We start from the raw sequence: 25,514 nt of genomic DNA, 5'->3' as shown, positions 1-25,514 counted from the left end.
CTCGATGGAGTTGCAGGTTCATTGCGTGCTAACACCTTGAAGTGTAATCGTGGCGTGGCAGGCTGGCGGAAAATATTCACACCCTACCCGAAATAATGGATGAAACGGTCAGCGGACAGTTTTGAACTGGCTCACACAGCAAGATTGGCCGATAATGCGCGTCGCAATCTATTAACAAGTGGTCGTGGTATGAAAAAAACCATTTTTTCGTTGGCACTTGGCACCTTCGGCCTGGGTATGGCCGAATTTGGCATTATGGGTGTGTTAACTGAACTGGCGCAGGATACCGGGATCTCCATTCCCTCTGCGGGCAATATGATCTCGTTTTACGCTTTTGGCGTAGTGATTGGCGCGCCGATCATCGCGCTCTTCTCCAGTAAGTTTTCCCTGAAGAGCACGCTGCTCTTTCTGGTGGCGCTCTGCGTGGCAGGTAATGCCATTTTCACCTGCGCAAACTCCTATACCATGCTGGCGCTGGGCCGTCTGATCTCGGGTCTTCCGCATGGCGCTTTCTTTGGCGTCGGGGCCATCCTCCTCTCTAAAATTGCGCCGCCGGGTAAAGTCACGCTGGCCGTATCCGGAATGATTGCCGGCATGACGGTCGCCAATCTGATGGGCGTGCCGCTGGGCACCTGGATTGGCCAGACCTATCATTGGCGTTACACCTTCGCCCTGATTGCGCTTTTCGATGCGCTGGTGATTATTTCCATACTCTTATGGGTGCCTAAGCTCTACGATAAAAGCGAAGCCCGCCTCACCGAGCAGTTCCATTTTTTGAAGAAACCTGAGCCCTGGCTGATCTTTGCCGCGACCATGTTTGGCAACGCAGGGGTGTTTGCCTGGTTTAGCTTCGTTAAACCCTTCATGGTTAATGTCTCCGGTTTCTCTGACCTGTTTATGACCTTCATCATGATGCTGATGGGGCTGGGGATGGTGCTCGGCAACCTGCTCAGCGGCAAGTTATCAGGACGTTTCAGCCCGCTGCGCATTGCCGCCACGACAGACCTGGTGATTGTCTTGTCCCTCTTGCTGCTGTTCACTTTCGGTGAGAACCAAACCGCCTCGCTGGTGATGGGCTTTATCTGCTGCGCCGGCCTCTTTGCACTCTCTGCGCCGTTGCAGATTTTGTTACTGCAAAACGCGAAGGGCGGGGAATTGCTGGGGGCGGCAGGCGGCCAGGTGGCCTTTAACCTTGGCAGCGCAATTGGGGCCTGGTTCGGTGGATTGATGATTACGCTTGGCTACAGCTGGGACTATGTCACGCTGCCCGCAGCCCTGCTGTCGTTTGCCGCAATGTCCTGTTTATTGATGTACGGATATCGGAAATCTAAAGGGGCTCATTCCAGCGCCAGCGCGGTAGCCTGATGCTTTTCAGGCCCGTCTGGTTTCATGCAGAATGTTAAACAACCGCCCATGAGGGCGGTTGGCGGTATTAAACAAATTTTGCCAGCGGATCGCCGGCGGCAAAGGCAATCGCGCGGTTTGCCGCCGGTGGGTAGATGAGTTCGTTAGTAATGGCGATTTTGATTTTTTTCGCCTCCTCACGCACGCTCTTCACCGCCTGTTCCCAGCCTTCTGTGTAGACCGCGCCCCAGCCCCCGAGATCCAGACAGGTAACATAATTAATCTGACGATAAGGGTGAGGCGCGGCGTTCAGCAGGCTGGCCGCCGCATTATGACCGGCGAATTTTCCAAGCTGGATCGCATGCTGGCAGGTCATCAGCGCGGTATTACCGAGCTCGTCGGTTTTCGCATGTGCCGTATCGCCGGTGGCATAGACGTCGGGTTGGGTCGGGATTTGCAGTAAATCATTTACGCGCAGACGCCCCTGCGCATCGCGTTCAGCGCGGATCTGCTGGGTAAGGGGATGCGCCTCCACACCGGCGGTCCAGACCACGGTAGACGATTCAATATTTTCGCCGCCTTTTAGCGTTACGCCCGTCGCGTCGATGGACTCAACTTCGCTGTTCACGCGCCATTCAACGCCCAGCCCAATGCTGGCTTCCGCGATGACCTGACTCAGTGCCTCGCTGAAACGTCCGCCGATTTTATCACCGCGCTCAACTACGATAACTCTGGTCTGGGTATCATCACCAAGACGTGCACGCAGACGTGCCGGTAATTCGGTCGCCAGCTCAATGCCGGTAAAACCGCCACCGCAGACCACCACCGTATTTCGCGCAAGGCTCGCTGGCTGATTGACCAGTTCGTCGAGGTGTTTTTCAAAGATTTGCGCAGATTCCATCTGGTCGATATCAAAAGCATACTCTGCCAGGCCGTTAATGGCAGGACGACGGATTTGGCTACCGGTTGCCAGGATCACACGGTCATAGTTCCTGAGCGACGTGCCGCCATCCTGTGCGCGGTACCAGACCGTTTTTTCAGTAGTATCAATGCGTTCTGCGTGACCTGCGATAAATTCGACATCAAGCTCGGCATACAGGTCGCTTAATGGGGCACGTAGCCCGGCGACATTTTCCTCGTAAAAACGCGGACGCACGCGCAGCTCGGCAGCGGGGGCCAGCACGGCGATCTGAAGGTCATCGCTGCCACTCAGTTCAGCTACACGCGCAGCACTGACCGCCGCCCACATTCCGGCAAAGCCGCTACCCACAATCAAAAGTTGCTTCTTCATCTTCGTTCCTTAAACGCGTCAGGCTCTATGTCTGACCTGACTCCAACTATACTTGTCGTAGTTAACTGCGACAATAGTTTTCTGAGTTAAGCGCAAGCACGAATTTTGGATTGCAATAAATATTCTTGTTAAATAACAGGTTAGGCTTGCGATCTGGTTCGGACTAGTTTTCAGAAGGACGCTAACGCTATACTAACCAGGATTAATCATTACGGAGTTACGCATGGCCTTTTACAGTTCCGGTGTGGAATACGGTATTCACAGCCTGATGTGCATGGTGGATGCAAAGGGCAATGAGCGCGAAATGAGCGTGCGGGAAATGGCCGAACTGCAGGGCGTGCCTTATGACTACCTGGGCAAAATATTTACGCGCCTCTCCCGCGCCGGGCTGGTCATCAGCACCGAAGGTAAGGGCGGAGGGTTTAAGCTGGCGCGTGCGGCCGAGTTGATCACCGTGCTGGACGTGGCGCATGCCATCGATGGCCAGAAGAACATGTTCGAATGTCGCGAAGTGCGACAGCGGCTGGCGCTGTTTGATGAAGCCCCTCCCGCCTGGGCCTGCGAAGGGCCGTGCGGCGTCCGTTCGGTGATGGACAGTGCGCAGCAGCGGATGGAAGAGGAGTTATCCCGGCATACCATTCTGGATCTGGCACGCAAGATGTTCCGTAAAGCGCCGGATACCTTTCAGATTGAAGTGCAGGAGTGGATTGCCGACAGGCGCAGTTCTAACTGAAAGCACCCTCGTCCTAAGACGAGGGTTAAGACTTACTGGCGGAAATCAATCACCATACGGCCACGGATCTGGCCCTGTTCCATCTCTTTGAAAATGGCGTTGATATCACCCAGCGGACGCAGGGCCACTTTCGGTACCACTTTTCCTTCCGCAGCAAACTGGAACGCTTCGGTCAGATCCTGGCGCGTGCCCACCAGAGAGCCTACGACCTGGATGCCATCCAGCACCAGACGTGGAATGTCCAGGCTCATCGCTTCGGGTGGAAGGCCCACGGCAACCACGCGGCCACCGGCACGCACGGCATCCACCGCTGAGTTGAAGGCCGCTTTTGCCACTGCGGTCACCACGGCAGCATGGGCACCACCGGCCTTCTCCTGAACGATTTTAGCCGCATCTTCGGTGCGCGAGTTGATAGTGAGATCGGCCCCCATCTCCGCCGCCAGCTTCAGCTGTTCGTCATTGACATCAATGGCAATCACTTTGGCGTTAAAGACATTCTTAGCGTATTGCAACGCCAGGTTCCCCAGGCCGCCCAAGCCATAAATAGCAATCCACTGGCCGGGTTTGATGTCTGAAATCTTCACCGCTTTGTAGGTAGTCACTCCGGCGCAGGTAATGCTGCTGGCTTCTGCCGACCCCAGACCGTCCGGCACCTTGACCGAGTAGTCGGCGGTAACGATGCACTCTTCAGCCATGCCACCGTCCACTGAATAGCCGGCATTTTTTACCGTGCGGCATAAGGTTTCGTTGCCCGAGTTACAGTATTCGCAATGACCACATCCCTCAAAGAACCAGGCGACGCTTGCGCGGTCACCCACCTTAAGGGAGGTGACGCCCGGCCCAACTTCTTTCACGACCCCGATACCTTCATGCCCGAGAATCACCCCGGTTTTGTCACCAAAATCGCCATTTTTAACGTGAAGATCGGTATGGCACACGCCACAGCACTCCATCTTCAGCAGCGCTTCGCCATGCTTGAGTGCGCGAAGGGTTTTGTCGGTCACGTCCACATGATGGTCTTTTGTCACAACTGCAGCTTTCATATGTTTCTCCATGTTCATGATGAGATCTGCGAGGCAGGTCCGGCATATCGTACTAACGACATACCTCTTAAGGATTAATTCTTTCAATCAATCCGGCAAGGGCAGAGCAACATAATGTAATAATTTTGTCGGTATTTTGCCTGGTGGGAGGGGCTGAATGATTAATAACTATGATGAATGGTAGGCTATCGGTTTCGTCAACAAACCGTCATGTTTCTGACATTTTTGCTCCGTAAGGTGTTGTCTTCCTAATAACCAAAGAGTTAAAAGACAATGCACCTGGTCAAAAAAGTGCTCGCCGTGAGCCTGCTGTTATCTGCCTCCGTTCAGGCCCAAAATATTCTTGAGTTCCCGCAGCCGGAGAATAATCCGGAAGAGTTTTACGCGGTCACTGAAATCCCGGCTGGCGGGATTATTAAATACGAAACCGATGCCAAAACGGGCTTTATCATTGCCGATCGTTTCCAGTCTATGCCGGTGGCCTATCCGGCGAACTACGGGTCCCTGACCCAGTCGCTGGCAGGGGATGGTGATCCGCTGGACGTTATTTTTTATACCCGTGCGCCGATGGCGCCCGGCACCCTGATCAAACTGCGCGCCATTGGCGTGCTGAAGATGATCGATGGCGGTGAAAAAGATGACAAAATCGTGGCCGTACCGGCAAGCAAAATCGACCCGACCTACGATGACATTAAAGAGCTGAGCGATCTGCCGAAGATTGAGCAGCAACGTCTGGAAGCCTTTTTCCGCGTCTATAAGGAGTTGCCGGAAGGGCGCAAAAAAGTGGAGCTGAATGGCTTTAACGATGCCGCGACCGCGAAGCAGGAAATTAAACAGGCATGGGATGCCTGGAAAGCGAAACCTGCGCAATAACTGCTATGCAGCCCGGCGGCGCAAGGCCGCCGGGCTGTGGTTTATAGCTGTGCCGTTAGCCTGTCGATGGCCTCACGCCACTGCGCCTGCAGCAGGGGTTTCTGATGTTTAGGCTTGCGCGCCAGATCTTCTGCAAGCAGTGTCTCCAGGGCAATCAGCCGTTCCAGCAGATCCTCGTTTTCCTCGTGTTGAACGTCAACGGAGTCGTCAGCTACCGCCGGAAGTTGGACGCTATGGCGCAGACGCTCAAACACCGCGTCGGCATCATGCCACTCGCTAAGCTTACCGTCCTCAATGAGCCAGAAGCGATTACAGCTCTGGCGTATTAACTGACGATCGTGGCTCACCAGCAGTACGCCGCCCTCGAACTGCTCCAGGGTCCCGGCCAGCGCCTCTTTGCCTTCCATGTCCAGGTGGTTGGTCGGCTCGTCCAGCATCAGCAAACTAAATCGCGCCAGCGTCAGCCCAACGAACAGTAGCCGCGAACGCTCGCCGCCGCTCAGGGTACTCACGGCCTGACCGTGCCGTACCCACGGGAAGCCAGCGCTAATCAGGGCCATTTTGCGACGCTGAGGATCGGCAGCGAAAGGCGCCAGTGCTTCCAGCAGGCTGGCGTCATCCGGCAGTTGATGCAGGGTCTGGTCGTAATAACCGAGCGTAACCCGCGGGTGGATATTCAGTGCCTCAGCGGCTTGCCCGGCGATAAATTGCTGCCAGATAAGCCTCATCAGCGATGATTTCCCACAGCCGTTACGCCCGACTATGGCTACCCGGTCGCCGCTTTTTAGCCGGGCGCTATCCAGCGTAAAGAGCGGGCTCTGGCCCGGCGCGGGCGGCACCGCAAGAGTTGTCATCTCCAGGAGACGGTCAGCACGCAGGGCGTCGCCACGCAGGGTTAACGTCCAGGGTGAGCCTGCCGTCAGATCGGTCTGACTCTCTTTAAGCCGTTCGACCTGACGTTCCATCTGCTTCGCTTTGCGGGAGAGATCTTCGTTGTCATAGACCTTGCCCCAGGTTGCCAGCCGTTTGGCGCTGGCGGCGATCCGGTCAATCTCTTTCTGCTCGGCTTTGTGGCGAAGTGCATCGCTTTCGTCCCGCTCAGAGAGTGCGCGGCGCGCCTGGGTGCAGGGAAGGGCGAAGTAGTGCAGGCGCTGGTCGCGCAGGATCCAGCTGCCGTTGGTCACCGCATCCAGCAGTTGTCTATCATGCGAAACCAGCACAAAGCTCCCCGTCCAGCGCTGTAAAAACGTCTCCAGCCAGAGCAGCGTAGGCAGATCGAGGTGATTACTGGGTTCATCCAGCAGCAAGAGATCGGGCTCGCGAATCAGCGCTCGCGCCAGCAGCAGACGGGTATGCTGCCCGCCGCTGAGCGTTGCTGATGTTAACGCCAGATCCTGACTGGCAAAACCCATGCCGGCAAGTAACGTTTCTGCCCGCCAGCGCAGGCTGTCACGCTCGGGTGCAGGGAGTTGTGCCAGTACCGCGTCCAGCAACGACAGCGGATAGAGCGCCTCCGGAAGGTGCTGTTCCACACGCGCCATCAGGCAGTGTCCGGCCAGCGTCACCGTGCCCGTAAGTGGCGAGTCGGTGCCGTCGAGGATCTTCAGAAGGGTACTTTTCCCGCAGCCGTTATCGCCCAGCAGACCAATGCGGTCGCCTTTTTTCAGCGTAAAGGAGAGGTTGTCGAAAAGCGTGCCAAACGCTGTATCAACACGAAGGGATTGTGCAGTTAGTAATGTGCTCATTTGCTTACTCAAGAGTTACAGGCATGAAAATGCCTCGTCAAACAACGCTGACGATAACCCGGTAAGCCCGAGAGAAGGGTTTAGTGAATGGTATCTTCGCTCAAGCCGAAGTTATCGCAGCACGATATCGATAACGCTTGAGCAGGTGCGATCACCATAAGTACGTGAAAACAGAAAGATTTCACAGTACAGCATAATTAGCCTCCTTATATATTCATTAGATTTATGGGTAAGGGGAGTGTAGCGGGACGGAAGGGTTTTGGCTAGCGGTGAAAGGGCAAAGTAACGGATAAGGCACAGAGCGTCAGCAAAAAAAACGGCAACCGAGGTTGTCATTGCCGATCGGTTAAGCAGGGTGGAATTGTTCCGTTCACCGCAGAGGAAGCGGCATAACGCAGAGATGCCTTAGTGAACGGAACCTTTCCACTCTACTGTCTTAGCGACGCCGGATTGCTTAACTGACTGGCATGACAACCGACGTTACCGTTACGATCTTAAATCGATGTACGACGATAACTCCGGTACTCCGGCATCCAGAAATTATCATCAATCGCCTGCTGCAACGCATCGGCGGAGGTCTTCACCGCCACGCCTTGCTGTTGCGCCATCTTGCCCACGGCAAACGCAATTGCGCGGGAGACCACATGGATATCCTTCAGCTCAGGCAGGACCAGCCCCTCTCCGTTATTGACCAGAGGAGAGTGCTTGGCCAGGGTTTCACTGGCTGACATCAACATCTCGTCAGTAATGCGCGAAGCACCAGAGGCAATGACCCCAAGGCCGATACCCGGGAAAATGTAGGAGTTATTGCACTGGGCAATCGGGTAGGTTTTATCCTTCCACACCACCGGCGCAAACGGACTGCCGGTCGCGACCAGCGCGTTTCCTTCGGTCCAGGCGATAATGTCCTGCGGCGTCGCTTCCACACGAGATGTCGGGTTAGAGAGCGGCATCACGATCGGGCGAGCGCAATATTTGTGCATCTCGCGGATGATCTCTTCGGTGAAGAGACCCGTCTGGCCAGAGACGCCAATCAGGATATCCGGCTTAACATTACGCACCACGTCAAGCAGGGAGAGGACTTCGTTGTCGGTATCCCAGTTTTTGAGGTTGTCGCGTTTCTGCACCAGTTTGCTCTGGAACGGCAGCAGATTTGGCATCGCGTCGGTCAGCAGACCAAACCGATCCACCATAAAGACGCGCGAACGGGCCAGCTCTTCGCTTAATCCTTCCCGCTGGGTCTGGGCGATAATTTGCTCGGCGATACCACACCCGGCAGAACCCGCGCCCAGGAAGACGATCTTCTGGTAACTCAGCTGACTGCCTGCCGCACGGCTGGCGGCGATCAGGGTACCCACCGTGACGGCAGCGGTGCCCTGGATGTCATCGTTGAAAGAGCAGATCTCATCGCGATAGCGGTTAAGCAGCGGCATGGCGTTCTTCTGGGCAAAATCTTCGAACTGCAACAGCACGTCCGGCCAGCGATGTTTAACCGCCTGGATGAAGTCGTCCACAAACTGATAATACTCTTCATCGGTAATACGCGGGTGACGCCAGCCCATATAGAGTGGGTCGTTGAGCAGCTGCGGATTATTGGTGCCCACATCCAGAACTACCGGCAGGGTATACGCCGGGCTGATGCCGCCACAGGCGGTGTAGAGCGACAGCTTGCCGATAGGGATCCCCATTCCGCCAATGCCCTGATCCCCCAGGCCGAGGATGCGCTCCCCGTCAGTGACCACAATGACTTTAATGTTGTGGTTCGGCACGTTCTGCAGAATATCGTCCATGTTGTGACGATTCTGGTAAGAGATGAACACCCCGCGGGAACGACGATAAATTTCAGAGAAACGTTCGCAGGCGGCGCCAACGGTCGGGGTGTAGATGACCGGCATCATCTCTTCGAGGTGGTTTTGTACCAGGCGATAGAAGAGGGTTTCGTTGGTGTCCTGAATATTGCGCAGGTAGATGTGTTTATCAATTTCAGTCTTGAAGCCCTGGTACTGGATCCAGGCGCGTTCCGCCTGTTCTTCAATGGTTTCTACCACTTCGGGCAACAGGCCGAGCAGGTTGAAGTTGCTGCGCTCTTCCAGGCTAAAGGCGCTGCCCTTGTTCAGAAGCGGGAACTCCAGCAGGACAGGGCCGGCATAGGGGATGTAAAGGGAACGATGTTTTTTCAGTTTGTTGTCCATGTCACTCACTTAATTTTTGAATATCCGGTCCCTGGCATTGTCGTTTTTCAGCATCGATGGCCTGGCTTCAGGGCTGCGGTGGGGGGTAGTATAAATGAGGTGAATATTAATTTCCGCACTCTGGAAACAAAAACGCCACCGATAAAATCGATGGCGTTTCGCATCACAGTGTGTGCTTTATTTGTCTGCGTGGCGCTTTCTGCCGGTCGCATGGGTGGTAACTGACTCCTGATTGTTTTCAATCACCACTTTTCTCTGGTTAGAGAGTTTGTAGTTCAGCCCCAGAATGTGACGTGCCTGACGGTTCGATTTCATCTTAACTCCTCAATCCTGTTGATAGTTTTAAGGACCAGTCTGCTTACGCAAACGAAATATAACCCTGAAGGTTGCCCATTGAGCTTAGCAGGCTTTTATAAAGCTGCGTGCTGACCGCTAACCACGTAGTTAATGGTCTGCTGGTAGATATCACTGAGGATGTCATTGTCTGACGCTTCGACCCATTTGGTCAGCTCCATCAAAATGTCATCTTCGGTGACAGCACCCATTTCGGCACGTAAACCCTGTGCAATGGCATTTACCAGTTCCGGCTGTGCGGAAGAGTTGGTCGCAGAATAATAATTAAACATGTTGCCTCCGTGTCGTTCTCTGTTTAATGGTACGGCTCGCAAAAACATAATACGCATTCAGAATGACAAATATTTTTACCGCTGTGTTTAAGATTCGTCCTGGAAATAAAAATATCATCAAACTGTATTTGAAGAATATATTATGGCTTCCAGCGACGCAGTTTCGTATATTTTTCATAAGGCATTGGCGAAGGCCACGAGATCAATTCAATCACGCTCCCCCATGGGGTTTTACCATAACAAAACGCATTACCTTCTCCTTTTTCAGCGGGAAAAGAGAGCGCTTTTGGTTCGGTAAATATTTCGCCGCCGGCTGCGGTAAAACGGCTGATTGCCTGCGAAAAATCATCGACATAGACAGCAAAGTGCTGCAGGCCAAAATCGCTGGGGCGGGCGGGGGACTGTTGGTGTGGGCCGTGCATCTCAAAGAGTTCGATACCGGGGCCGTGCGGCAAGGCCAGCATGCGGATGGCGCGTATTTCCGTGCCGGGGAATAATCTTAACGTATGCTGCTGTGCCTCAGGGTCGATATTCTCGCTGCCGGGTTCGACAGAGCGATATAAAACGCGCGCGTCCAGTGCCTGTTCTAAAAATAACGTAGCTTGTTCAATATCAGGCACCGTAATACCTATGTGGTCAATACCTCTTACTGTCGTTTGCATCATTCCTCCTGCTATACGAATTATTCACTATAGCAGGAGGAGGTTAGCTTATTACCACTTCATTTCGCCGGTATTCACTTTGGCGCTTAACTCAAGCGAGCTAACTTCAGCCAGGTCAGGATAGGCTTTTTTCATGGTGTTAATCACATCCGCCGATGTTTTATGCTGCGCCAGGGCAGTTTCAAACTGGGCAAGATAATGCTGAGTAAAACGAATCGCCTCCGCTCCTGCAGGCGGCGTACCGAGGTAATGCCCCGGAATGACCCGCTCTGGCTGATGGGCCGCCATCGCCGCCAGCGTCTGTTGCCACTGCTGGCGGGATTCTTTGGTTTGCGTATCCGCCGTCCAGACGTGAATGCCCCAGGAAACGCCGGTTCCCCCCAGGATGGTTTTCGCGGACGGGATCCAGACGTAAGCCGCGTAATCGTCAGCATGCTCTATCGACACTTTTTCGCCGTCGATCATAAAAGTTGTGGAGGCCAGCACCTGCGGCACGTACAGAGTAGTCGGCGCACCGTCTTTCATCTGCGGTCCCCAAAATTGCAGTTTTGCCTCTTTGGTGGCGTTAATGTGATCCACTACCTGCCGGGTTGCCAGAATTTTGGCCTCCGGGAAAGCCTTCACCAGCGGCTGCAGACCAAAGTAGAAATCCGGGTCGCCGGAGGTGATCACAATTTTGTTCAGCTTCCTGCCGCTGCGATGAATTTTCTCGACCAGCGCTTCGCCATCTTTCACGCTGAACTGCGCATCAAAAAGGACCGCCTCTTTCGGGCCATAAACCAGCGTTGAGGAGACGGCAAAAATCGCGTTCTCCTGCGGGTTATAGCTCTCTACGGTCAAGGGGGCCGCAAAGGCGGCGGGGGTGATAAGGGTGCACAGTACGGCAAGGTGGGTAAGCTTCATCTTCGGGTCTCGGTTAGCAACAAAGCCGCTATTGTACCCCTCAGCGCATTTGCCAGAATTACTGAAACAAGACATGCTTAGTTTCATAAATCGAACAAATGGAGTTTTCATGGATCGCGTCATTGCCGCTCAGGTCTATAACCGCATATGTGAACTGGGGAGCCTGAGCGCGGCAGCCCGTGCGCTGGGCATTTCACGCCCGATGGTGAGCCGCTATCTGGAACAGATGGAGAAGTGGGCCGGAACCCGTCTGGTGAACCGCTCGACCCGTAAGCTCACGCTGACGGCGGCTGGGGAGAACGTGCTGCAGAAAACCCGTACGCTGGCGCAGCTGTCGCACGAGATCGAGGGCCATGCACCCCGCGATCTGCCCTCCGGTACGTTACGCGTCGCCTGCGCCCATTTTACCGCCCTCCATATGCTTGCCCCCATTTTGCCTGATTTTCTGGCGCGCTACCCGCAGGTGCGCGTCGAGCTGGATGTGAATAATCACCCGGTCAGCCTGGTGGGTGAACGGATTGATGTCGCTATTCGCATCACGGATAACCCGGAGCCGGGCATGATTGCCCGTAAGCTGGGGCGCTGTAGGTCAGTGCTCTGCGCCTCGCCGCACTATCTGGCTACCCATGGCACACCGCAGCACCCGCAGGCATTAGCTCAGCATAACTGTCTGCATTACAGCTTTTTTGCCGGGCAGTCCTGGCAATTTATCACCCCTGAGGGGGAGGGGCTGAGCGTAGCCGTCGGGGGTAATCTCAGCGCCAGTATCTCATCGCTCTTACTGGCTGCTGCGGTAGCCCACTGCGGAATTGCCATGCTGCCCGAGCAGGAGGCGCAGGCTGCTCTGGCGCAGGGTGAACTGGTGCCGGTATTGCCCGAACTCACGCCTAAGCCCTTGTCTATTTTCGGTATCTATCAGTCACGCGAATACCAGCCCGCCGCGCTGCGCCTTTTCCTTGACGCAGTTGAACAACATCTGCGCAATTAACAAGAATTATCCGTGTTTCGGGTCAGGCAAAAAGGGTGGTCTATACTTAACCCTTTGTATGTCAAAAGGAGAACAAGCATGACGATTCATAAACACGGTTCGGCACACTGGTCTGGTGACATCAAACGCGGTAAAGGGACGGTTTCTACCGAAAGCGGCGTGCTCAACCAGCAGCCCTACGGCTTCAATACTCGCTTTGAAGGGGCGGCTGGTACCAACCCGGAAGAACTGATCGGCGCGGCGCATGCAGCCTGTTTCTCAATGGCGCTTTCGCTGATGTTGGGTGAAGCGGGTTACACAGCCGATTCTATTGATACCAAAGCGGTAGTGTCACTGGATAAAACGGACAGCGGTTTTGCCATCAGCAAAATTGCCCTGGAGAGTAAAGTGACTGTGCCTGGCATTGATCCACAGCAGTTCGACGGCATTATTCAGAAGGCCAAAGCCGGTTGCCCGGTGTCGCAGGTGCTGAACGCTGAGATCACCCTGGACTATAAACTGAATTAATGGTCTGGCCGGGCCGCGCGCCCGGCTATCCATTAACGCCCCGGGCCATTCAATCCCCCGGGGAAGATTGCCGTCAGCCAGTCGATAAATACCCGCAACCGATGCGTCACATGCCGGTTTTGTGGATAGACCACATAAAACGGATACCGTGGCGGCCGCCATTTCACCAAAATCTCAACCAGTTTCCCTTCCCGTATCAATTCACCAGCCGAATAGCGAAAAGTTTGCACAATACCCATACCTGCCACCGCCGCGGCCAGGTGAGCATTACTCTCATTGATGCCGATGGCATGGGGCATCACCATTTCCCGCACCCCATCCTCGTCGGAAAAACGAAAGGGAAAAGGCCGGCCAGTGACCGGGGAGAGATAGCTCACCAGCCGGTGGCCATTGCGTAGCTCTTCGGGATAGGCGGGGGTGCCGTGGTGCTTCAGATAGGCGGGCGTGGCGCAGGTCACCATCTCCGCATTACCGATATGCCGCGCAATCAGTGACGAGTCTTCCAGCGCGCCGCCGCGGATCACGCAATCCACGCTGCCGCGGATCAAATCAACCGGCCGGTCGGCCACGCCAAGCTCCAGGCGGATGCCGGGATACTGGCGCATAAAATCTGGCAGTGCGGGGATGAGCACATCCCGCGCCGTTGAGCCACCCACGTCGATGCGCAGTTGCCCTTGAGGCTGTTGTTTTGCCGTATTAAAGGCGGTGTCGATATCTTCAATATCAATCAGCACTCGTGAGGCTTTCTCGTAATACTCGCGCCCTTCAGGCGTAGCGTTTACCCGACGGGTGGTGCGCTGTAATAGCTGTACGCCCAGATGCGCTTCCAGCGATTTTACCAGTTTGCTGAGGGTCGCATTCGGCATATTCAACGAGTCTGCCGCCCGGGTAAAACTCCCGCTCTCTACAACTCGCGCAAACGCGCGCATTGCCAATAATTGATCCACAGCCAGCCCTCGATTATGCACACACAGAAAGAGTCATTTCCATTTTTGCTAATTTTTCTCTAATCCGGCAAGCGTTAGATTAGCCCCACAGACAGTTACTAACGCAACCACAAGGTAAATCACATGAACAACGCACTGAATGGAAAAATCGCACTCGTCACCGGCGGCACCAGCGGAATCGGTCTGGCAACGGCCAAAGAGTTAATTGCGCAGGGGGCGACGGTGTACATCACCGGTCGTCGCGAAGCCGAACTGGAGAAAGCGCTGACCGCGCTGGGCGATGCTGCCACCGGCATCCGCGCAGACGCATCGCAGCTTGCCGACCTCGATAAGGTTTATGGACAGATCGCAGAACAGGCCGGGCGGCTGGATATCCTCTTTGCCAACGCGGGCGGCGGCGACATGTTGCCGCTGGGGGAAATTACCGAAGAACATTTCGACCGTATTTTCGCCACTAACGTGCGCGGCGTGCTCTTTACCGTACAGAAGGCGCTGCCGCTGCTGTCGAATGGGTCTTCGGTGATCCTGACCGGCTCTACGGTCTCGGTGATGGGAACGGCTAATTTCAGTGTTTACAGCGCCAGCAAGGCGGCGGTACGTAACTTTGCCCGCTCCTGGGCGCTGGATTTACAGGGGCGCGGTGTGCGGATTAACGTGGTAAGCCCTGGCCCGATTAAAACCCCAGGACTTGGCGATCTGGTACCGGAAGAGCAGCGCCAGGGGGTGTTCGACGCGCTGGCCGCTCAGGTCCCGCTGCAACGCATTGGCGAACCGGAAGAGGTGGGTAAAGCCGTGGCTTTCCTGGCCTCCGATGCCGCCAGCTTTATCAATGCCACCGAACTGTTTGTCGATGGCGGTATGGCGCAGATCTAGGGCGCATAAATAAGCGTGAGATTGCCGCCGAGACGGCGGCTTTCAAGCGGTTGACGGGCGTCACGCAGGGCGCGCGTCGTGGCGTTACACCGGGTCAGATTGCACCAGGGCGCCAGCCACACCGGATCGGTGTCTCTCTGGCTCAGAACGTATCCCGCCAGCCGCCCCAGGGCACCCTGATTCTCCTTCAGTAGATCCTGTCCGTTCGCCGCAGCAAAGCTGGCGATCATCACCAGCGGTTGCAGGGCGTAATTATGATAAGCCAGCGCGCGTGCACCGCGTTTTTGTTCGTTAGGTAGCTGCCCATCGGCGGCGATCTGCCCGGCGGCAAGGCGAAACACCTTTATTGACCATTCGTACAGATCCTGACGGTCGAGCGCAACCGCCGTGGCCATCACCGCCCAGGCTGCCCAGTAGCTGTGATTATTGGTTTTTTGCAGCGCCAGACCGTCCCAGTCTGCCACCACCAGGTCAGCCAGTTCCCCGAGCCAGTGCGCAACCTGCGCGTCTTCAGGCTGCGGTTGCAGCGCCATCCAGCCTGTAGCGAGAGTGGCCAGCGCCCATTTACGCATTGCCCGACCGGTATGGTTGGTCTGGATTGAGGTTAATGCCCCCGTGCGGGCCCATGCGCGATAACCCTTCAGGAGACAGTTGAGCGTGGCGGGATCGCCGCTCTGTTTATAGCGCCAGACCATGGTCGAGATACCGCGTTCAAATTCGACAATAGGTTGGGTCTGGGCGCGAAACGCGCGTTCCGCTGCAGGGTTCAGGGTGGCGCGCGCGCTGTCTGAACCTGCATATTTACTGGGAAAATCCAGCGCCCCGGTCCAGGGGGCAGGCAGATCGACACACTTTCCGGCCAGGGTGTGCGGCAGGGGGCGGGTAAACCCCGGCAGCGGCACCAGCGGTGCCGCCCAGAGCAGGGAGGGTAAAAAGGCCAAAACAAGTAATAAACGCATTACTCAAGCTTACGCCAACAGCGCACCGCACGGCCACCCGAAACCGTGGCAAGCGCCTGCGGCTGTTCGCAGCCTGCGGTGGCCAACGGACAGCGGTCGCGGAAATAGCAGCCCGTCGGCAGCTGACGATTGCCCGGCAGATCGGTTTTTCGCAATGCCAGGGCATCATCCAGCGGCGCGCCGGTTTTCGGTACCGAGTCCAGCAGCAGCTGGGTGTAAGGGTGGGAAGGGCTATTCAGTACCTGCTGTGTCTCGCCCAGCTCAACGATCTGCCCCAGATACATCACCGCCACCCGGTCACTCATGTGCCGGACCACCGAGACATTATGGGAAATCAGCACATAGGTTAGCGTCCGCTCACGCTGTAAATTGACCAGCAGATTCAGTATTTGCGCCTGCACGGAAATATCCAGCGCGCTGGTAGGCTCATCCAGCACGATGATATCGGGGTCCGATGACAATGCCCTGGCAATGGCGATTCGCTGGCGCTGCCCGCCAGAAAAGGCGTGCGGTAGACGATCAAGATATTCGGGGCGAATGCCCACCTGTTGCGCCAGCGCTTCGGCCAGACTGCGGCGGGCGCGTTCGTTACTGCGCGTTTTTATCCACACGGGTTCAGTGATGATCCGCCAGACCGGCAGGCGCGGATCGAGGGAGGAGAGCGGATCCTGAAACACCATCTGCATCCCGCTGCGGTCATGATGGCAGCATTCGCCGGTGCTGGGCTTCAGCATGCCCATCAGCAGTTGGGCAAGGGTGCTTTTACCGCACCCCGACTCCCCGACCACCCCCAGGGTTTCACCGCGTTTTATCTGCAAATCCAGTCCGTTCAGGGCATGAACCTGTTCTGTCACCCGTCCCCGCCAGTTTTTCCGCGCCGGAAAATTCACATGCACGCGATTAAGCTCAAGTAATACTTCAGACATGACGAGTCTCCAGTTGCGGATACCAGCAGGCCGCGAGCTGGCCGGTGGCACCGTGCGGTGAGAGCGGCGGTATCTGGCTACATTGTGCCCCGGCGGCGAAGCAGCGTTCGCGAAACGCGCACCCCGTGGGCAAACGGGTCAGGTTGGGTACGGTGCCGGGGATCGCCGGCAGCATTTCGCGCGGTTCGCCATTTTCCGGGGCGCACTGCAGCAGGCCGATAGAGTAGGGATGCACCGGATGGGCAATCAGGGCATCGGTCGCCCCCGTTTCGATCACGCTTCCGGCATACATGACATACAGTCGATCGCAGAGTTGCGAAACGACCGCCATATCGTGGCTAATGAACAGCACCGAGGTGCCGCTGGCGCGGGCTTTATGCTTCAGCAACCGCAGCACCTGCAGCTGGACGGTCACATCCAGCGCGGTGGTGGGTTCATCGGCGATAATCAGATCCGGCTCGCAGGAGAAGGCCAGGGCGATCATTACCCGCTGGCGCATCCCCCCTGAGAGTTCGAACGGGTAGCGATCCATCACCCGCGCCGCATCGGGGATCTGCATCTCCTCCAGCAGCGAAATGGCCTTTTGCTGCGCCTCGCGGCGGGAGAGCGGCTGGTGCTGGCGGATCACCTCCATCATCTGTCGGCCGATGCGCCGGGTCGGGTTAAGGGCGGTCATCGGCTCCTGAAAAATCATGGCCACCCGGGCGCCACGCCACTGGCGCAGCTGTTTTTCGTGGGCAGTGAGCATGTCCTCCCCGAGCAGCGACACCTGACCGCTGTGAATGCGATAACTCCCCTCGGGCAGCAGGCGCATTGCCAGCATGGCGGTAACCGATTTACCGGAGCCCGATTCGCCTACCACCCCCACGATTTCGCCGCGCTTAACCTCCAGCGAGACGCGGTTCAGAGCATGCACTTCACCGCGAAAAACCGGAAAGCTCAGGTGTAAATTGTCGATGGCTAAGACTGCGTCTCCCATTACTGTTTTCCCCCCGATTTCGGATCAAGCAGGTCACGAATGCCGTCGCCGAACAGGTTAAAACCCACGGCGGTAATCAGAATGGCCGCACCCGGAAAGGCGCAATACCACCACTGATCGAGCACATAGTTACGCCCAACGGCCACCATCGCCCCCCATTCAGCGGTGGGCTGCTGAGCCCCAAGCCCAATGAATCCTAGCGTGGCCGCCATCAGGATGGCGCTGCCGATATCCAGCGATGCCTGGACAATAAGCGGCGGCAGAGCGTTGCGCAGAATATGCCAGCTGATCAAATGCCAGCGTGACGCGCCAAAGGTGCGCGCCGCCTGCACATAGGTGAACTGGCGTACCACCAGCGTCTGACCGCGCGCCAGGCGCACATAAAACGGAATACGGACGATAGCAATTGCCAGCATGGCGTTGAACAGGCTTGGCCCCAGGGCCGCGGCCAGCGCCATGGTGAGGACCAGCGAGGGGATCGACAGCATAATGTCCATGACGCGCATAATGATGGCGTCGCCACGTCCGCCGATGACACCCGAGAAACAGCCCAGCAGTGAGCCAATGCCACCGGCTATTACCACCACCGCCAGCCCCGCGGCGATGGATTGTTGGCTACCCACCAGCACCCGGCTAAACAGATCGCGTCCGACCTCATCGGTACCAAACCAGTGGCTCGCCGACGGCGCCTGTAAACGCGCGGTGAGATCGAGCGCATTCGGGTCGTGCGGGACAACCCAGGGTGACAGGATCATTAACAGCAGCATCAAGAGCATGATCAGCCCGCCCACCAGCGTCAGCGGACTCTGGCGCAGCAGCCATATTATTTTTGCCCAGTCGATGCGGGGCGGCGTGGCCTTTACGGTCACTGGCGTTTCCTGGCTTAACATCATTCAGCACCTCCGCGCCCGATACGGGGGTCGATCCACAGATAGAGCAGATCCACCACCAGATTGACTATCACGTAGGCCAGCGATACCACCACCGCAAAGCCCATTACTGCCGGAAAATCCAGTGCCTGAATCGAGGTCACCACCCAGGCACCCATTCCCGGCCACGCAAAGACGGTTTCAGTCAGCACCGCGCCATAGAGGAGGTCGCCCAGCGCCAGCCCCAGCACGGTGATGGACGGGATCATCGCGTTCGGCAAGGCATAGCGCATAATGATGTACCAGCCCGGCAGACCGCTGGCGCGGGCGGTACGAATGTAATCCTCGCTCAACTGTTCCAGCATCGCCGATCGGATCTGCCGCGCCACAATCCCCAGGTGGACAAAGGCCAGGGTCAGGGCGGGTAAAATCAGGTGCTGAAGCGCATTAAAGAAGACTTCGCCGTTGCCTTCGATCAGCGCATCTATCAGGTAGAAGCCGGTGAAATGAGCAGGAGGATCCAGCCAGTCGTCAAGCCTGCCGCCGCCGGGCAGAATTTGTAGCTGACCGTAAAAGAGAACAATCACCCCCAGACCCAGCCAGAAAGCGGGGGTCGAAATACCGGTGATGGCCATCAGGCGCACCAGATGATCCAGCCAGCGGTTACGGTAAACAGCCGACAAAATCCCGAGCGGCACGCCAATGAGCAGCGCCAGCAACAGGGCGCAGAAAGCCAGTTCGAGGGTCGCCGGGAAGAACGCCTTCAGCTCCTCCGCCACCGGGCGGCCAGTGCGTATCGACGTCCCCAGATCGCCGTGTGCTAGCGCATTCACGTAGTGGCCAAATTGCACATATAACGGCTGGTCGAGCCCCAGCTGTAGCCGAATATTTTGCACAATCTCCTCACTGGCGCGGTCGCCTGCCAGCAGACGCGCCGGATCGCCGGGGATCATGTGCGAAATAATAAAGGTGATGATACAGACGCCAGCCACGACCAGGATAAGCCCCCAGCAGCGCTGCCGCACAATGCTCCAGAATGTCATACGCCCCTCCTGCGGCGCCGGGCCCCCGGCGCCGGCTCACGCTTATTTGCTCATCGTGGCGATGTTGAACACCTGCTCAAGCATCGGGTTAAAGGTGAAACCTTTGACCTCTTTGTTCATCGCCAGCTGGTAGTTTTTCTGGAACAGATAGACGTAGGCCGCTTCGTCGATCACGATCTTCTGCGCCTGCTGGTAATCTTTGGTCCGTTCGGCCTGGTCGGTGGTCTTCAGCGCACTTTGCAGCAGCGAATCGACCGTTTTGTTCTCATAGAAAGCGCGGTTACCCGGCAGCCCTTTTTTGTCCGATTCGAACCAGTAGTTCATAAACATGTACGGGTCGGCGAAATCCGGACTCCAGTTACCTATCGCCATGTCGTAATCGCCTTTGCCTACGCGATCCCGCATGGTGGCGTTCGCCAGTTTTTCCAGCTTGACGTTAATACCGAGATTACCGAGGCTGGCCTGGGTAGAGAGGGCGATCGGCTCCCAGTTCGGATCGTTATCTGAGTAGAGGAAGGTGAGGCTGGCCGGTTTCTCTTTCACCTTTTCCAGCGCCGCTTTGGCCTTGGCTTCGTCCAGACTGTACTGCTGGGCCGTTGCGTCAAAGCCCCACATCCCCTCAGGAATGGGGCCGCGCATCTGCTTACCGTTGCCGCTCAGAATCCCTTTCACCATCCCCTGATAATCGGTAGACCAGGAGATGGCCCGACGCAGATCGACCTGGTTCAGTGGCGCTTTGCTGTTGTTCAGGTAGAGGTAGGTCACTCGCAGGGAGGGGTACTCGGCCACGGCCACTTTGCCCTCCTGCTTCAGGGCGGTCAGCTGATCCACCGGCAGGGCATCGGCGATATCGATGTCACCCCGCGAAAGCTGCAGACGGCGGGAAGCGCTCTCACCGATGATCTTCACCGAAACGCGCTTAAACGCCGGTTTTTTCCCCGGCCAGTGCGGGTTGGGTACCAGGATTAACTGCTGGCCTTTCTGCCAGCTTTTCAACATAAAGGGACCGGACCCGGCCGTGTGTTGCGCCAGATATCCGCGCGCATCATCCGCCGCGTTAGCTTTCAGGACCGCCGGGTTAATAATCGAGGCCCCATCGTTGGCCAGCGTATAGAGGAATGGCGCAAACGGCTGGTTCAGAATGAATTTCACCGTGTGCGCATCCACCGCTTCGACCTGCAAATCTTTAGGGAAGGCCTCTGCCGGTCCCTGACCAATTTTCAGCAGCCGCTCAAACGAGGCCTTGACTGCCTCAGCGGTGACCGGGGTGCCGTCGGCGAAACGGGCGTTGTCTTGCAGGGTGAAGGTCCAGGTTTTCTGGTCTTCGGACGCTTTCCAGCCGCTGGCAAGATCGCCTTCAATCTCCGTTGAGCCCGGCTTGTACTGCACCAGACGTTGATAAGAGGGGTAGGTCACCGTCCAGTCGTTATTATCGATGGTCACGGCCGGATCGAGGGTTTGCGGGTCGGCGGCTTTACCAATGACCAGCATATCTTTCGGCACCGCGGCCTGAGCGGCAGGGAGCGCCAGGGCGAGGGCCGCGGCAATCAGCGCGGGGCGAAACAGGTTGAGTGTGTTCATAGCAAGGCTCCAGCGAGTAAAAAGGTGTGCGTCAAAAACAGGCGAAACGGTCTTCAAGCAGCGGATAGCTGGCAGCAAGCGGCAGCTCGAAGTGCCACCATTCGGAACTGATGCCAACAAATCCCCCGCCGGCCATGATGCCGTTCAGCAGCAGACGATTGCGCTGCGCCTCGGACGGAACGGAGGGGTGAAAGGCGTGAGAGCGGTCGTGCATTTCGTCAAAGCCCGCCCCCATATCCAGCACCGTCCCGCGGGCGTCCATCAGCGTGACGTCGATAGCCGTACCGCGGCTGTGGTTCGAGCCGGTAGAGACATCCACCACGTATTGCGGATCCGGGCATGCCTCCCACAGGCGAGCCTGGGCCGCCTGCGGGCGATAGGCGTCATACACCAGCAGCTGTAAACCGGCGAGGTCGGCAATACTTATCGCTTTCGCCAGCGCGGTAATGGCATCCGGATGCAGCAGACAGCGCGCCTCGCGGTAGACAGGGCGGCCGGTAATGTTGTCGGCCGTGGCATACTTCAGGTCGATATGCAGGGTAGGAAACGTCCTGGCGACGTCGACCAGTTGACACTCTTCGGGCATAGCTCCGCTCCTTAACGTTCGAATTGACCAAACTCTTGTTGTAATTGCCGGTTTGCCGCCAGGCGGGTGGGCAGGGCATCGCCCAACGCCTGGACCACGCCCGACAGCAGCAGGTTAAACAGGCAGCTCACCGGGGCCAGGGAGTCCCAGAAGTGGCCGGTATCGGTTTTCACCTGCAGAAGATCGATGGAGTAATCCCGCGCCCAGGGGCACCAGATATCGGTGATCAGTACGGTACGGATCTGTCGCTCACAGGCTACCCGGCAAAACTGACGGGCCACCGAGGAGTAAGCGCGGGTATCGGTCAGTACCACGTAGGGGTGGCTAAAGCCGGAGTTGAGCGACTCAACCCAGCTGCCGGAGAGCCCTTCGCTATAAATGACGCGCGGACGCAGATACTCCAGATGGCTGAAGAAGGCGTTAGCGATGCCGCGGGTGGACTGGATCCCCAGCACAAAAACCGCGTCAGCTGTGGCCAGATGGTGTACCACCCGTTGAAAACCCTCGCTCTGCGCCAGCTGGTAGACATGCCCGATAGCATCCATTTCCAGCGCGAGAGAGCGCTGCGCCCGGTCAGGAAGCGTCTGCTGCTGGTGCCAGGAGTCGAGACGCTCTTTCATCCCCCAGGGCTGATAGGGGGCGACAGGCCATTCGCGCAGACTTTTTTTGGCATCATCCAGATTGCGATAGCCCAGTTTGCGTAAGTAACGTCCCACGGTGATACCGCTGGTGCCGGTGGCCTGCGCGATGCTCTCTGCCGTTTCAAACGGGATTTGACCCGCATGGGCCAGCAGCCAGCTCGCAACCCGTTTTTCGGTAGGGGTCAGCTGGCTAAAACCGCGTTCTATACGCGCCAGAAATTCAGTGTGTGGAGTCATGCCGCCTCGCTGTTAACGGGTTGTCATCACCGGAAAAACTGTTACCTGATTAACAATGCAGGACGCGTGCCAATCCAGCCCATGCCAGAAATGGCGGGTTTCTCTGCAATATTCAATTAACTTATGAGTAACATTAGTGCAACCTGGCGCACTTTTGGTGCAGCCAGGCCGCGTTGAAGGTATGAAATTAGTGAATACGTCACGGGCATCACATTTTTGTGGGCCGGGAGAAACGCGCTAAGATAGCGTCAATCCCATTCTGGAAAGGAAGCCCATGCGCGCCCAGCTGTTCTCCACCGTGAAAATTGTCGCTAAGGTACTGGGCGTCGTCCTGATCGTGCTGCTGGCCTTCCGGATTTATAAATCGCAGACCGGCCCCGCGCTGCACCCGTGGCACACCTGGACTGCGCCGGAGATGTCGGCGCGCGATATTGATCAGGCGACGTTTGCCGATTATCTGCGTCAGGAAGCGCTGATCTTTCAGGCATTACAGCGCGACGTGGTGGATAAGACAAAAGGTGACGAGCAGACGCCGCTGAACCGCTATTATCGCAACAGCCTGGTCTGGCCCGGACAGTTTTCGTTGCAGGGGAATTGCTCCCGGGTGCTGCTGCCTGAGGGTACGCCACGCGGCGCGGTGGTGTTACTGCATGGACTAACTGACTCCCCCTACAGCGTACAGCGCATCGCCGCCGACTATCAACAGCGTGGATTTGTGGCCGTCGTGCCGCGTCTGCCGGGCCACGGTACCGCACCGGGCGCGCTCAGTGATGTGGAGTGGGAGCAGTGGATGGCGGTGACCCGTCTGGCCGTGCGTGAAGCCCGTCGTCTTGGCGGGGCAAAGGTGCCGCTGCATCTGGTGGGCTACTCCAACGGCGGGGCGCTGGCGTTGAAATACGCTCTCGACGCCCTTGATGACAACCACCTGGCGAAACCCCAGCAGCTGATTTTGATTTCGCCGATGATTGGCGTCAGCGCCTTCGCCCGTTTTGCCGGGCTGGCGGGGCTGCCCGCGCTGCTTCCGCCCTTCGCCAAAGCGGCATGGCTGAATATCCAGCCGGAATACAATCCCTTTAAATACAACTCATTCCCAGTGAACGGGGCGCGCCAGAGTTGGCAACTGACCCAGGCTTTGCAACAGCAGATCCGCCGTTATGCCGATAAGCAGAGCCTGACGGCGCTTCCTCCGGTACTGGCCTTCCAGTCTGTTATGGACAGCACCGTCAGCACCCGTGCGGTGGTGGATATGCTGTTTAATCTGCTTCCGTCTAACGGCAGCGAGCTGGTCATTTTTGACATCAACCAGGCCGCCAGTCTGCGCCCGTTTCTGCGTCCGGGGGCGTATCTTTCGGTTGATGCGCTGTTACCGCCGCCGCCGCGCCGCTATACGACGACGGTGGTGACCAATGCCTCGGCGCAGACCCTGAAAACGGTCGCGCGCAGGCTGCCCGCCGGGTCAGTGGCGGCGCAGGTTACGCCGCTCACTACCCCCTGGCCGGCAGATATCTATTCCCTCTCACACGTGGCGCTGCCGTTCCCGCCGCAGGACGATCTCTACGGTACCCGGCCAGTCGATCCGCAGTGGTTTGGCATAAATCTGGGTAATGCGGCCCTGCGTGGCGAAACGGGGGGATTGATCGCCGGCATGGACGCCATGATGCGACTTACCTCGAACCCTTTCTACGACTATCTGTTACAGCGGATCGTGCAAACAGCGCCCAGTACGCCAGCGCCAGCCCGCTGATGAACGCGCCCGCAGCACAGACGGCGTGCCAGCCACCCCAGGCCCACAAATGGGTGGCGAGCCACGCGCCGCTGGCGCTACCCAGCGAATAGAAAGCCATATACACCGCAACCAGACGGCTGGTTGCCTGCGGGCGTTGCGCGAAGATCAGGCTCTGGCTCGTGACGTGCACCGCCTGTACGGCAAAATCCAGCAGAATGATGCCCAGCGTCAGAATGATAAGAGACCCTTCGCCGCAGGCCATCAGCCCCCAGCTCAGTAACAGTAGCAACAGTGCCCCGCCTGTGACCCGCTGCCCCTGGCCGCGATCCGCCAGGAGACCAGCCTGACGCGCCGCCAGCGCCCCGGCAATGCCCGCTATCCCGAACAGACCAATCTGGCCCGGGCTGAGGTCATGCGGCGCACCGCTTAACGGGAACACCAGCGAAGTCCAGAGCAGGCTAAAAGCCATAAAAATCAACAGAGCGAGGAGGGCGCGCACCCGCAGCACAGGCAGTTCCCGCCAGAGCGCAAACAGCGAGAGCAGCAGCTCGCTATAGGGGCGAGGCGGCTTCTGCGTTTCCTCCTGCGGCGCGGTGCGGATAAAAAGCAGCGCCATGCCCAGCATCGCCAGGGCAGAAAAGAGAAGCACAATACGCCAGGAGCTCCACTCCCCAAGCAACCCGGCCACCACTCGCGCCAGTAAGATCCCCAGCACCACGCCGCTCGTCACTCTCCCAGTCGCTTCGCCCCGGCGCGCACTCTCCGTCAGGCTGGCGGTATAGGCCACCACAATCTGGACCACCACCGCCAGCAGTCCCACCACACCCATAAGGGTGCTGAGCATCAGCAGTGACCCTGCCTGCGAGGCGATCGCCAGCAGCAGGCTGCTCATTAGCATCAATGAGGCGATCAGCGTTTTACGATTCACTCTGTCGCCCAGCGGCACTAAAAACAGCAGCCCCAGCCCATAGCCCGTCTGGGTCGCGGTGATAATCCATCCCATGCTTGCGGTACGCGCGTGCAAGTCATGGGCAATCTGGTCGAGAAGGGGCTGGGTCATATAGACATTGGCTACCGCAAACGCGCAGAGCACGGCGAAGAGAAACAGCTGCCGGGAGGTGAGCAGCGGCGTGGCGCGTGACGATTCGGTCAGGCTCATTTGCATTACCCTCTAAACTGGTTTTAAATAAAAACCAGATTACTATCACCTGGTCTGGTTTTTATTTGCAACCAGTTTTTA

25 protein-coding genes are annotated in these 25,514 nt (G+C 57.3%); 7 read left to right on the top strand and 18 right to left on the bottom strand.

The features are described from left to right. The first annotated feature begins 189 nt into the window (after positions 1-189). Complete coding sequence (gene araJ, locus B3511_RS09790) at positions 190-1,365, top strand: MFS transporter AraJ (protein WP_046885429.1); 1,176 nt, start codon at positions 190-192, stop codon at positions 1,363-1,365. Between the two features lie 67 nt (positions 1,366-1,432). On the opposite strand, the gene B3511_RS09785 is transcribed toward araJ, so the two are convergent. Next, a complete protein-coding gene (locus tag B3511_RS09785) occupies positions 1,433-2,635 on the bottom strand; it encodes an NAD(P)/FAD-dependent oxidoreductase (RefSeq protein WP_286782070.1) in 1,203 nt (400 codons plus the stop codon). 223 nt (positions 2,636-2,858) lie between these two features. On the opposite strand from B3511_RS09785, the gene B3511_RS09780 reads away from it, so the two are divergent. Further along, on the top strand, positions 2,859-3,368 hold the full coding sequence (locus tag B3511_RS09780; protein WP_040075653.1) for an RrF2 family transcriptional regulator: 510 nt from the start codon (positions 2,859-2,861) through the stop codon (positions 3,366-3,368). 32 nt (positions 3,369-3,400) lie between these two features. Here B3511_RS09780 and adhP read toward each other — a convergent pair whose 3' ends face one another. After that, positions 3,401-4,411, bottom strand: a complete 1,011-nt coding sequence (gene adhP, locus B3511_RS09775; protein WP_040075655.1) for an alcohol dehydrogenase AdhP — start codon at positions 4,409-4,411, stop codon at positions 3,401-3,403. Positions 4,412-4,684: 273 nt separating this feature from the next. Between adhP and B3511_RS09770 the strand changes: the two genes are divergently transcribed. Beyond that, positions 4,685-5,284, top strand: coding sequence for an inorganic diphosphatase (locus B3511_RS09770; protein ID WP_233802374.1), 600 nt, complete (start codon positions 4,685-4,687; stop codon positions 5,282-5,284). A 41-nt stretch (positions 5,285-5,325) separates the two neighbouring features. Here the strand turns inward: B3511_RS09770 and B3511_RS09765 are convergent, their stop codons facing one another. The 6 genes from B3511_RS09765 to B3511_RS09740 all read right to left on the bottom strand — a co-directional run bounded on the left by B3511_RS09765 (position 5,326) and on the right by B3511_RS09740 (position 11,412). Next, complete coding sequence (locus B3511_RS09765) at positions 5,326-7,029, bottom strand: ABC-F family ATP-binding cassette domain-containing protein (RefSeq protein ID WP_286782066.1); 1,704 nt, start codon at positions 7,027-7,029, stop codon at positions 5,326-5,328. A 494-nt stretch (positions 7,030-7,523) separates the two neighbouring features. Next, positions 7,524-9,221 carry an NAD-dependent malic enzyme gene (locus tag B3511_RS09760; protein ID WP_040075658.1) on the bottom strand — a complete coding sequence of 566 codons (1,698 nt, stop codon included), beginning with the start codon at positions 9,219-9,221 and terminating at the stop codon, positions 7,524-7,526. Positions 9,222-9,398: 177 nt separating this feature from the next. After that, entirely contained in the window at positions 9,399-9,536 is a 138-nt protein-coding gene (sra, locus tag B3511_RS09755) for a stationary-phase-induced ribosome-associated protein (protein WP_040075659.1), read from the bottom strand. Positions 9,537-9,631: 95 nt separating this feature from the next. Further along, on the bottom strand, positions 9,632-9,847 hold the full coding sequence (bdm, locus tag B3511_RS09750) for a biofilm-dependent modulation protein (protein ID WP_040075660.1): 216 nt from the start codon (positions 9,845-9,847) through the stop codon (positions 9,632-9,634). A gap of 140 nt (positions 9,848-9,987) precedes the next feature. Further along, positions 9,988-10,509, bottom strand: a complete 522-nt coding sequence (locus B3511_RS09745) for a VOC family protein (RefSeq protein ID WP_040075661.1) — start codon at positions 10,507-10,509, stop codon at positions 9,988-9,990. Positions 10,510-10,560: 51 nt separating this feature from the next. Further along, entirely contained in the window at positions 10,561-11,412 is an 852-nt protein-coding gene (locus B3511_RS09740) for a Vmh family MBL fold metallo-hydrolase (RefSeq protein WP_286782062.1), read from the bottom strand. Between the two features lie 109 nt (positions 11,413-11,521). Here B3511_RS09740 and B3511_RS09735 point away from each other — a divergent pair, with 109 nt between their 5' ends. Both B3511_RS09735 and B3511_RS09730 read left to right on the top strand, forming a co-directional pair. Continuing rightward, the gene (locus B3511_RS09735) at positions 11,522-12,400 is read left to right on the top strand and encodes a LysR family transcriptional regulator (RefSeq protein WP_046885435.1); all 879 of its coding nucleotides are present in this window, start codon (positions 11,522-11,524) and stop codon (positions 12,398-12,400) included. Positions 12,401-12,478: 78 nt separating this feature from the next. Continuing rightward, positions 12,479-12,907, top strand: coding sequence for an OsmC family protein (locus B3511_RS09730; RefSeq protein WP_040075664.1), 429 nt, complete (start codon positions 12,479-12,481; stop codon positions 12,905-12,907). 32 nt (positions 12,908-12,939) lie between these two features. Here the strand turns inward: B3511_RS09730 and B3511_RS09725 are convergent, their stop codons facing one another. Beyond that, on the bottom strand, positions 12,940-13,854 hold the full coding sequence (locus B3511_RS09725; protein WP_286782059.1) for a LysR family transcriptional regulator: 915 nt from the start codon (positions 13,852-13,854) through the stop codon (positions 12,940-12,942). A gap of 123 nt (positions 13,855-13,977) precedes the next feature. Between B3511_RS09725 and B3511_RS09720 the strand changes: the two genes are divergently transcribed. After that, positions 13,978-14,727: an SDR family oxidoreductase gene (locus tag B3511_RS09720; RefSeq protein ID WP_286782042.1), complete on the top strand. Its 750-nt coding sequence runs from the start codon at positions 13,978-13,980 to the stop codon at positions 14,725-14,727. Here the strand turns inward: B3511_RS09720 and B3511_RS09715 are convergent. The 8 genes from B3511_RS09715 to B3511_RS09680 are packed head-to-tail and all read right to left on the bottom strand — an operon-like array spanning position 14,724 to position 22,548. Next, a complete protein-coding gene (locus B3511_RS09715) occupies positions 14,724-15,686 on the bottom strand; it encodes a mannuronate-specific alginate lyase (protein WP_286782040.1) in 963 nt (320 codons plus the stop codon). The genes B3511_RS09720 and B3511_RS09715 overlap by 4 nt on opposite strands. Continuing rightward, positions 15,686-16,612 (bottom strand): oligopeptide/dipeptide ABC transporter ATP-binding protein, encoded by a 927-nt coding sequence (locus B3511_RS09710; RefSeq protein WP_207293783.1) that lies wholly within the window; start codon positions 16,610-16,612, stop codon positions 15,686-15,688. The genes B3511_RS09715 and B3511_RS09710 overlap by 1 nt, the downstream gene beginning before the upstream one ends. Beyond that, the gene (locus B3511_RS09705; protein ID WP_286782036.1) at positions 16,605-17,591 is read right to left on the bottom strand and encodes an ABC transporter ATP-binding protein; all 987 of its coding nucleotides are present in this window, start codon (positions 17,589-17,591) and stop codon (positions 16,605-16,607) included. Before B3511_RS09705 ends, B3511_RS09710 begins: the two co-directional genes overlap by 8 nt. After that, positions 17,591-18,484: a D,D-dipeptide ABC transporter permease gene (ddpC, locus tag B3511_RS09700; protein WP_286782034.1), complete on the bottom strand. Its 894-nt coding sequence runs from the start codon at positions 18,482-18,484 to the stop codon at positions 17,591-17,593. Before ddpC ends, B3511_RS09705 begins: the two co-directional genes overlap by 1 nt. Continuing rightward, complete coding sequence (locus B3511_RS09695; RefSeq protein WP_040075672.1) at positions 18,481-19,503, bottom strand: ABC transporter permease; 1,023 nt, start codon at positions 19,501-19,503, stop codon at positions 18,481-18,483. The genes ddpC and B3511_RS09695 overlap by 4 nt, the downstream gene beginning before the upstream one ends. A gap of 42 nt (positions 19,504-19,545) precedes the next feature. Next, on the bottom strand, positions 19,546-21,084 hold the full coding sequence (locus B3511_RS09690) for an ABC transporter substrate-binding protein (RefSeq protein ID WP_286782031.1): 1,539 nt from the start codon (positions 21,082-21,084) through the stop codon (positions 19,546-19,548). A 31-nt stretch (positions 21,085-21,115) separates the two neighbouring features. Then, complete coding sequence (ddpX, locus tag B3511_RS09685) at positions 21,116-21,670, bottom strand: D-alanyl-D-alanine dipeptidase (protein ID WP_286782029.1); 555 nt, start codon at positions 21,668-21,670, stop codon at positions 21,116-21,118. 11 nt (positions 21,671-21,681) lie between these two features. Further along, positions 21,682-22,548, bottom strand: a complete 867-nt coding sequence (locus B3511_RS09680) for a MurR/RpiR family transcriptional regulator (protein ID WP_286782027.1) — start codon at positions 22,546-22,548, stop codon at positions 21,682-21,684. Positions 22,549-22,822: 274 nt separating this feature from the next. Between B3511_RS09680 and B3511_RS09675 the strand changes: the two genes are divergently transcribed. Then, complete coding sequence (locus B3511_RS09675; RefSeq protein WP_286782025.1) at positions 22,823-24,292, top strand: alpha/beta hydrolase; 1,470 nt, start codon at positions 22,823-22,825, stop codon at positions 24,290-24,292. Here the strand turns inward: B3511_RS09675 and B3511_RS09670 are convergent. Next, positions 24,213-25,433, bottom strand: coding sequence for an MFS transporter (locus B3511_RS09670; RefSeq protein WP_286782023.1), 1,221 nt, complete (start codon positions 25,431-25,433; stop codon positions 24,213-24,215). The genes B3511_RS09675 and B3511_RS09670 overlap by 80 nt on opposite strands. Between the last annotated feature and the right edge of the window lie 81 nt (positions 25,434-25,514).

The organism is Leclercia sp. UBA1284 (assembly GCF_002308415.1).
Taxonomy (GTDB): Bacteria; Pseudomonadota; Gammaproteobacteria; order Enterobacterales; family Enterobacteriaceae; genus Enterobacter; species Enterobacter pneumoniae.
This window is presented reverse-complemented; position numbering and strand designations above follow the sequence as displayed.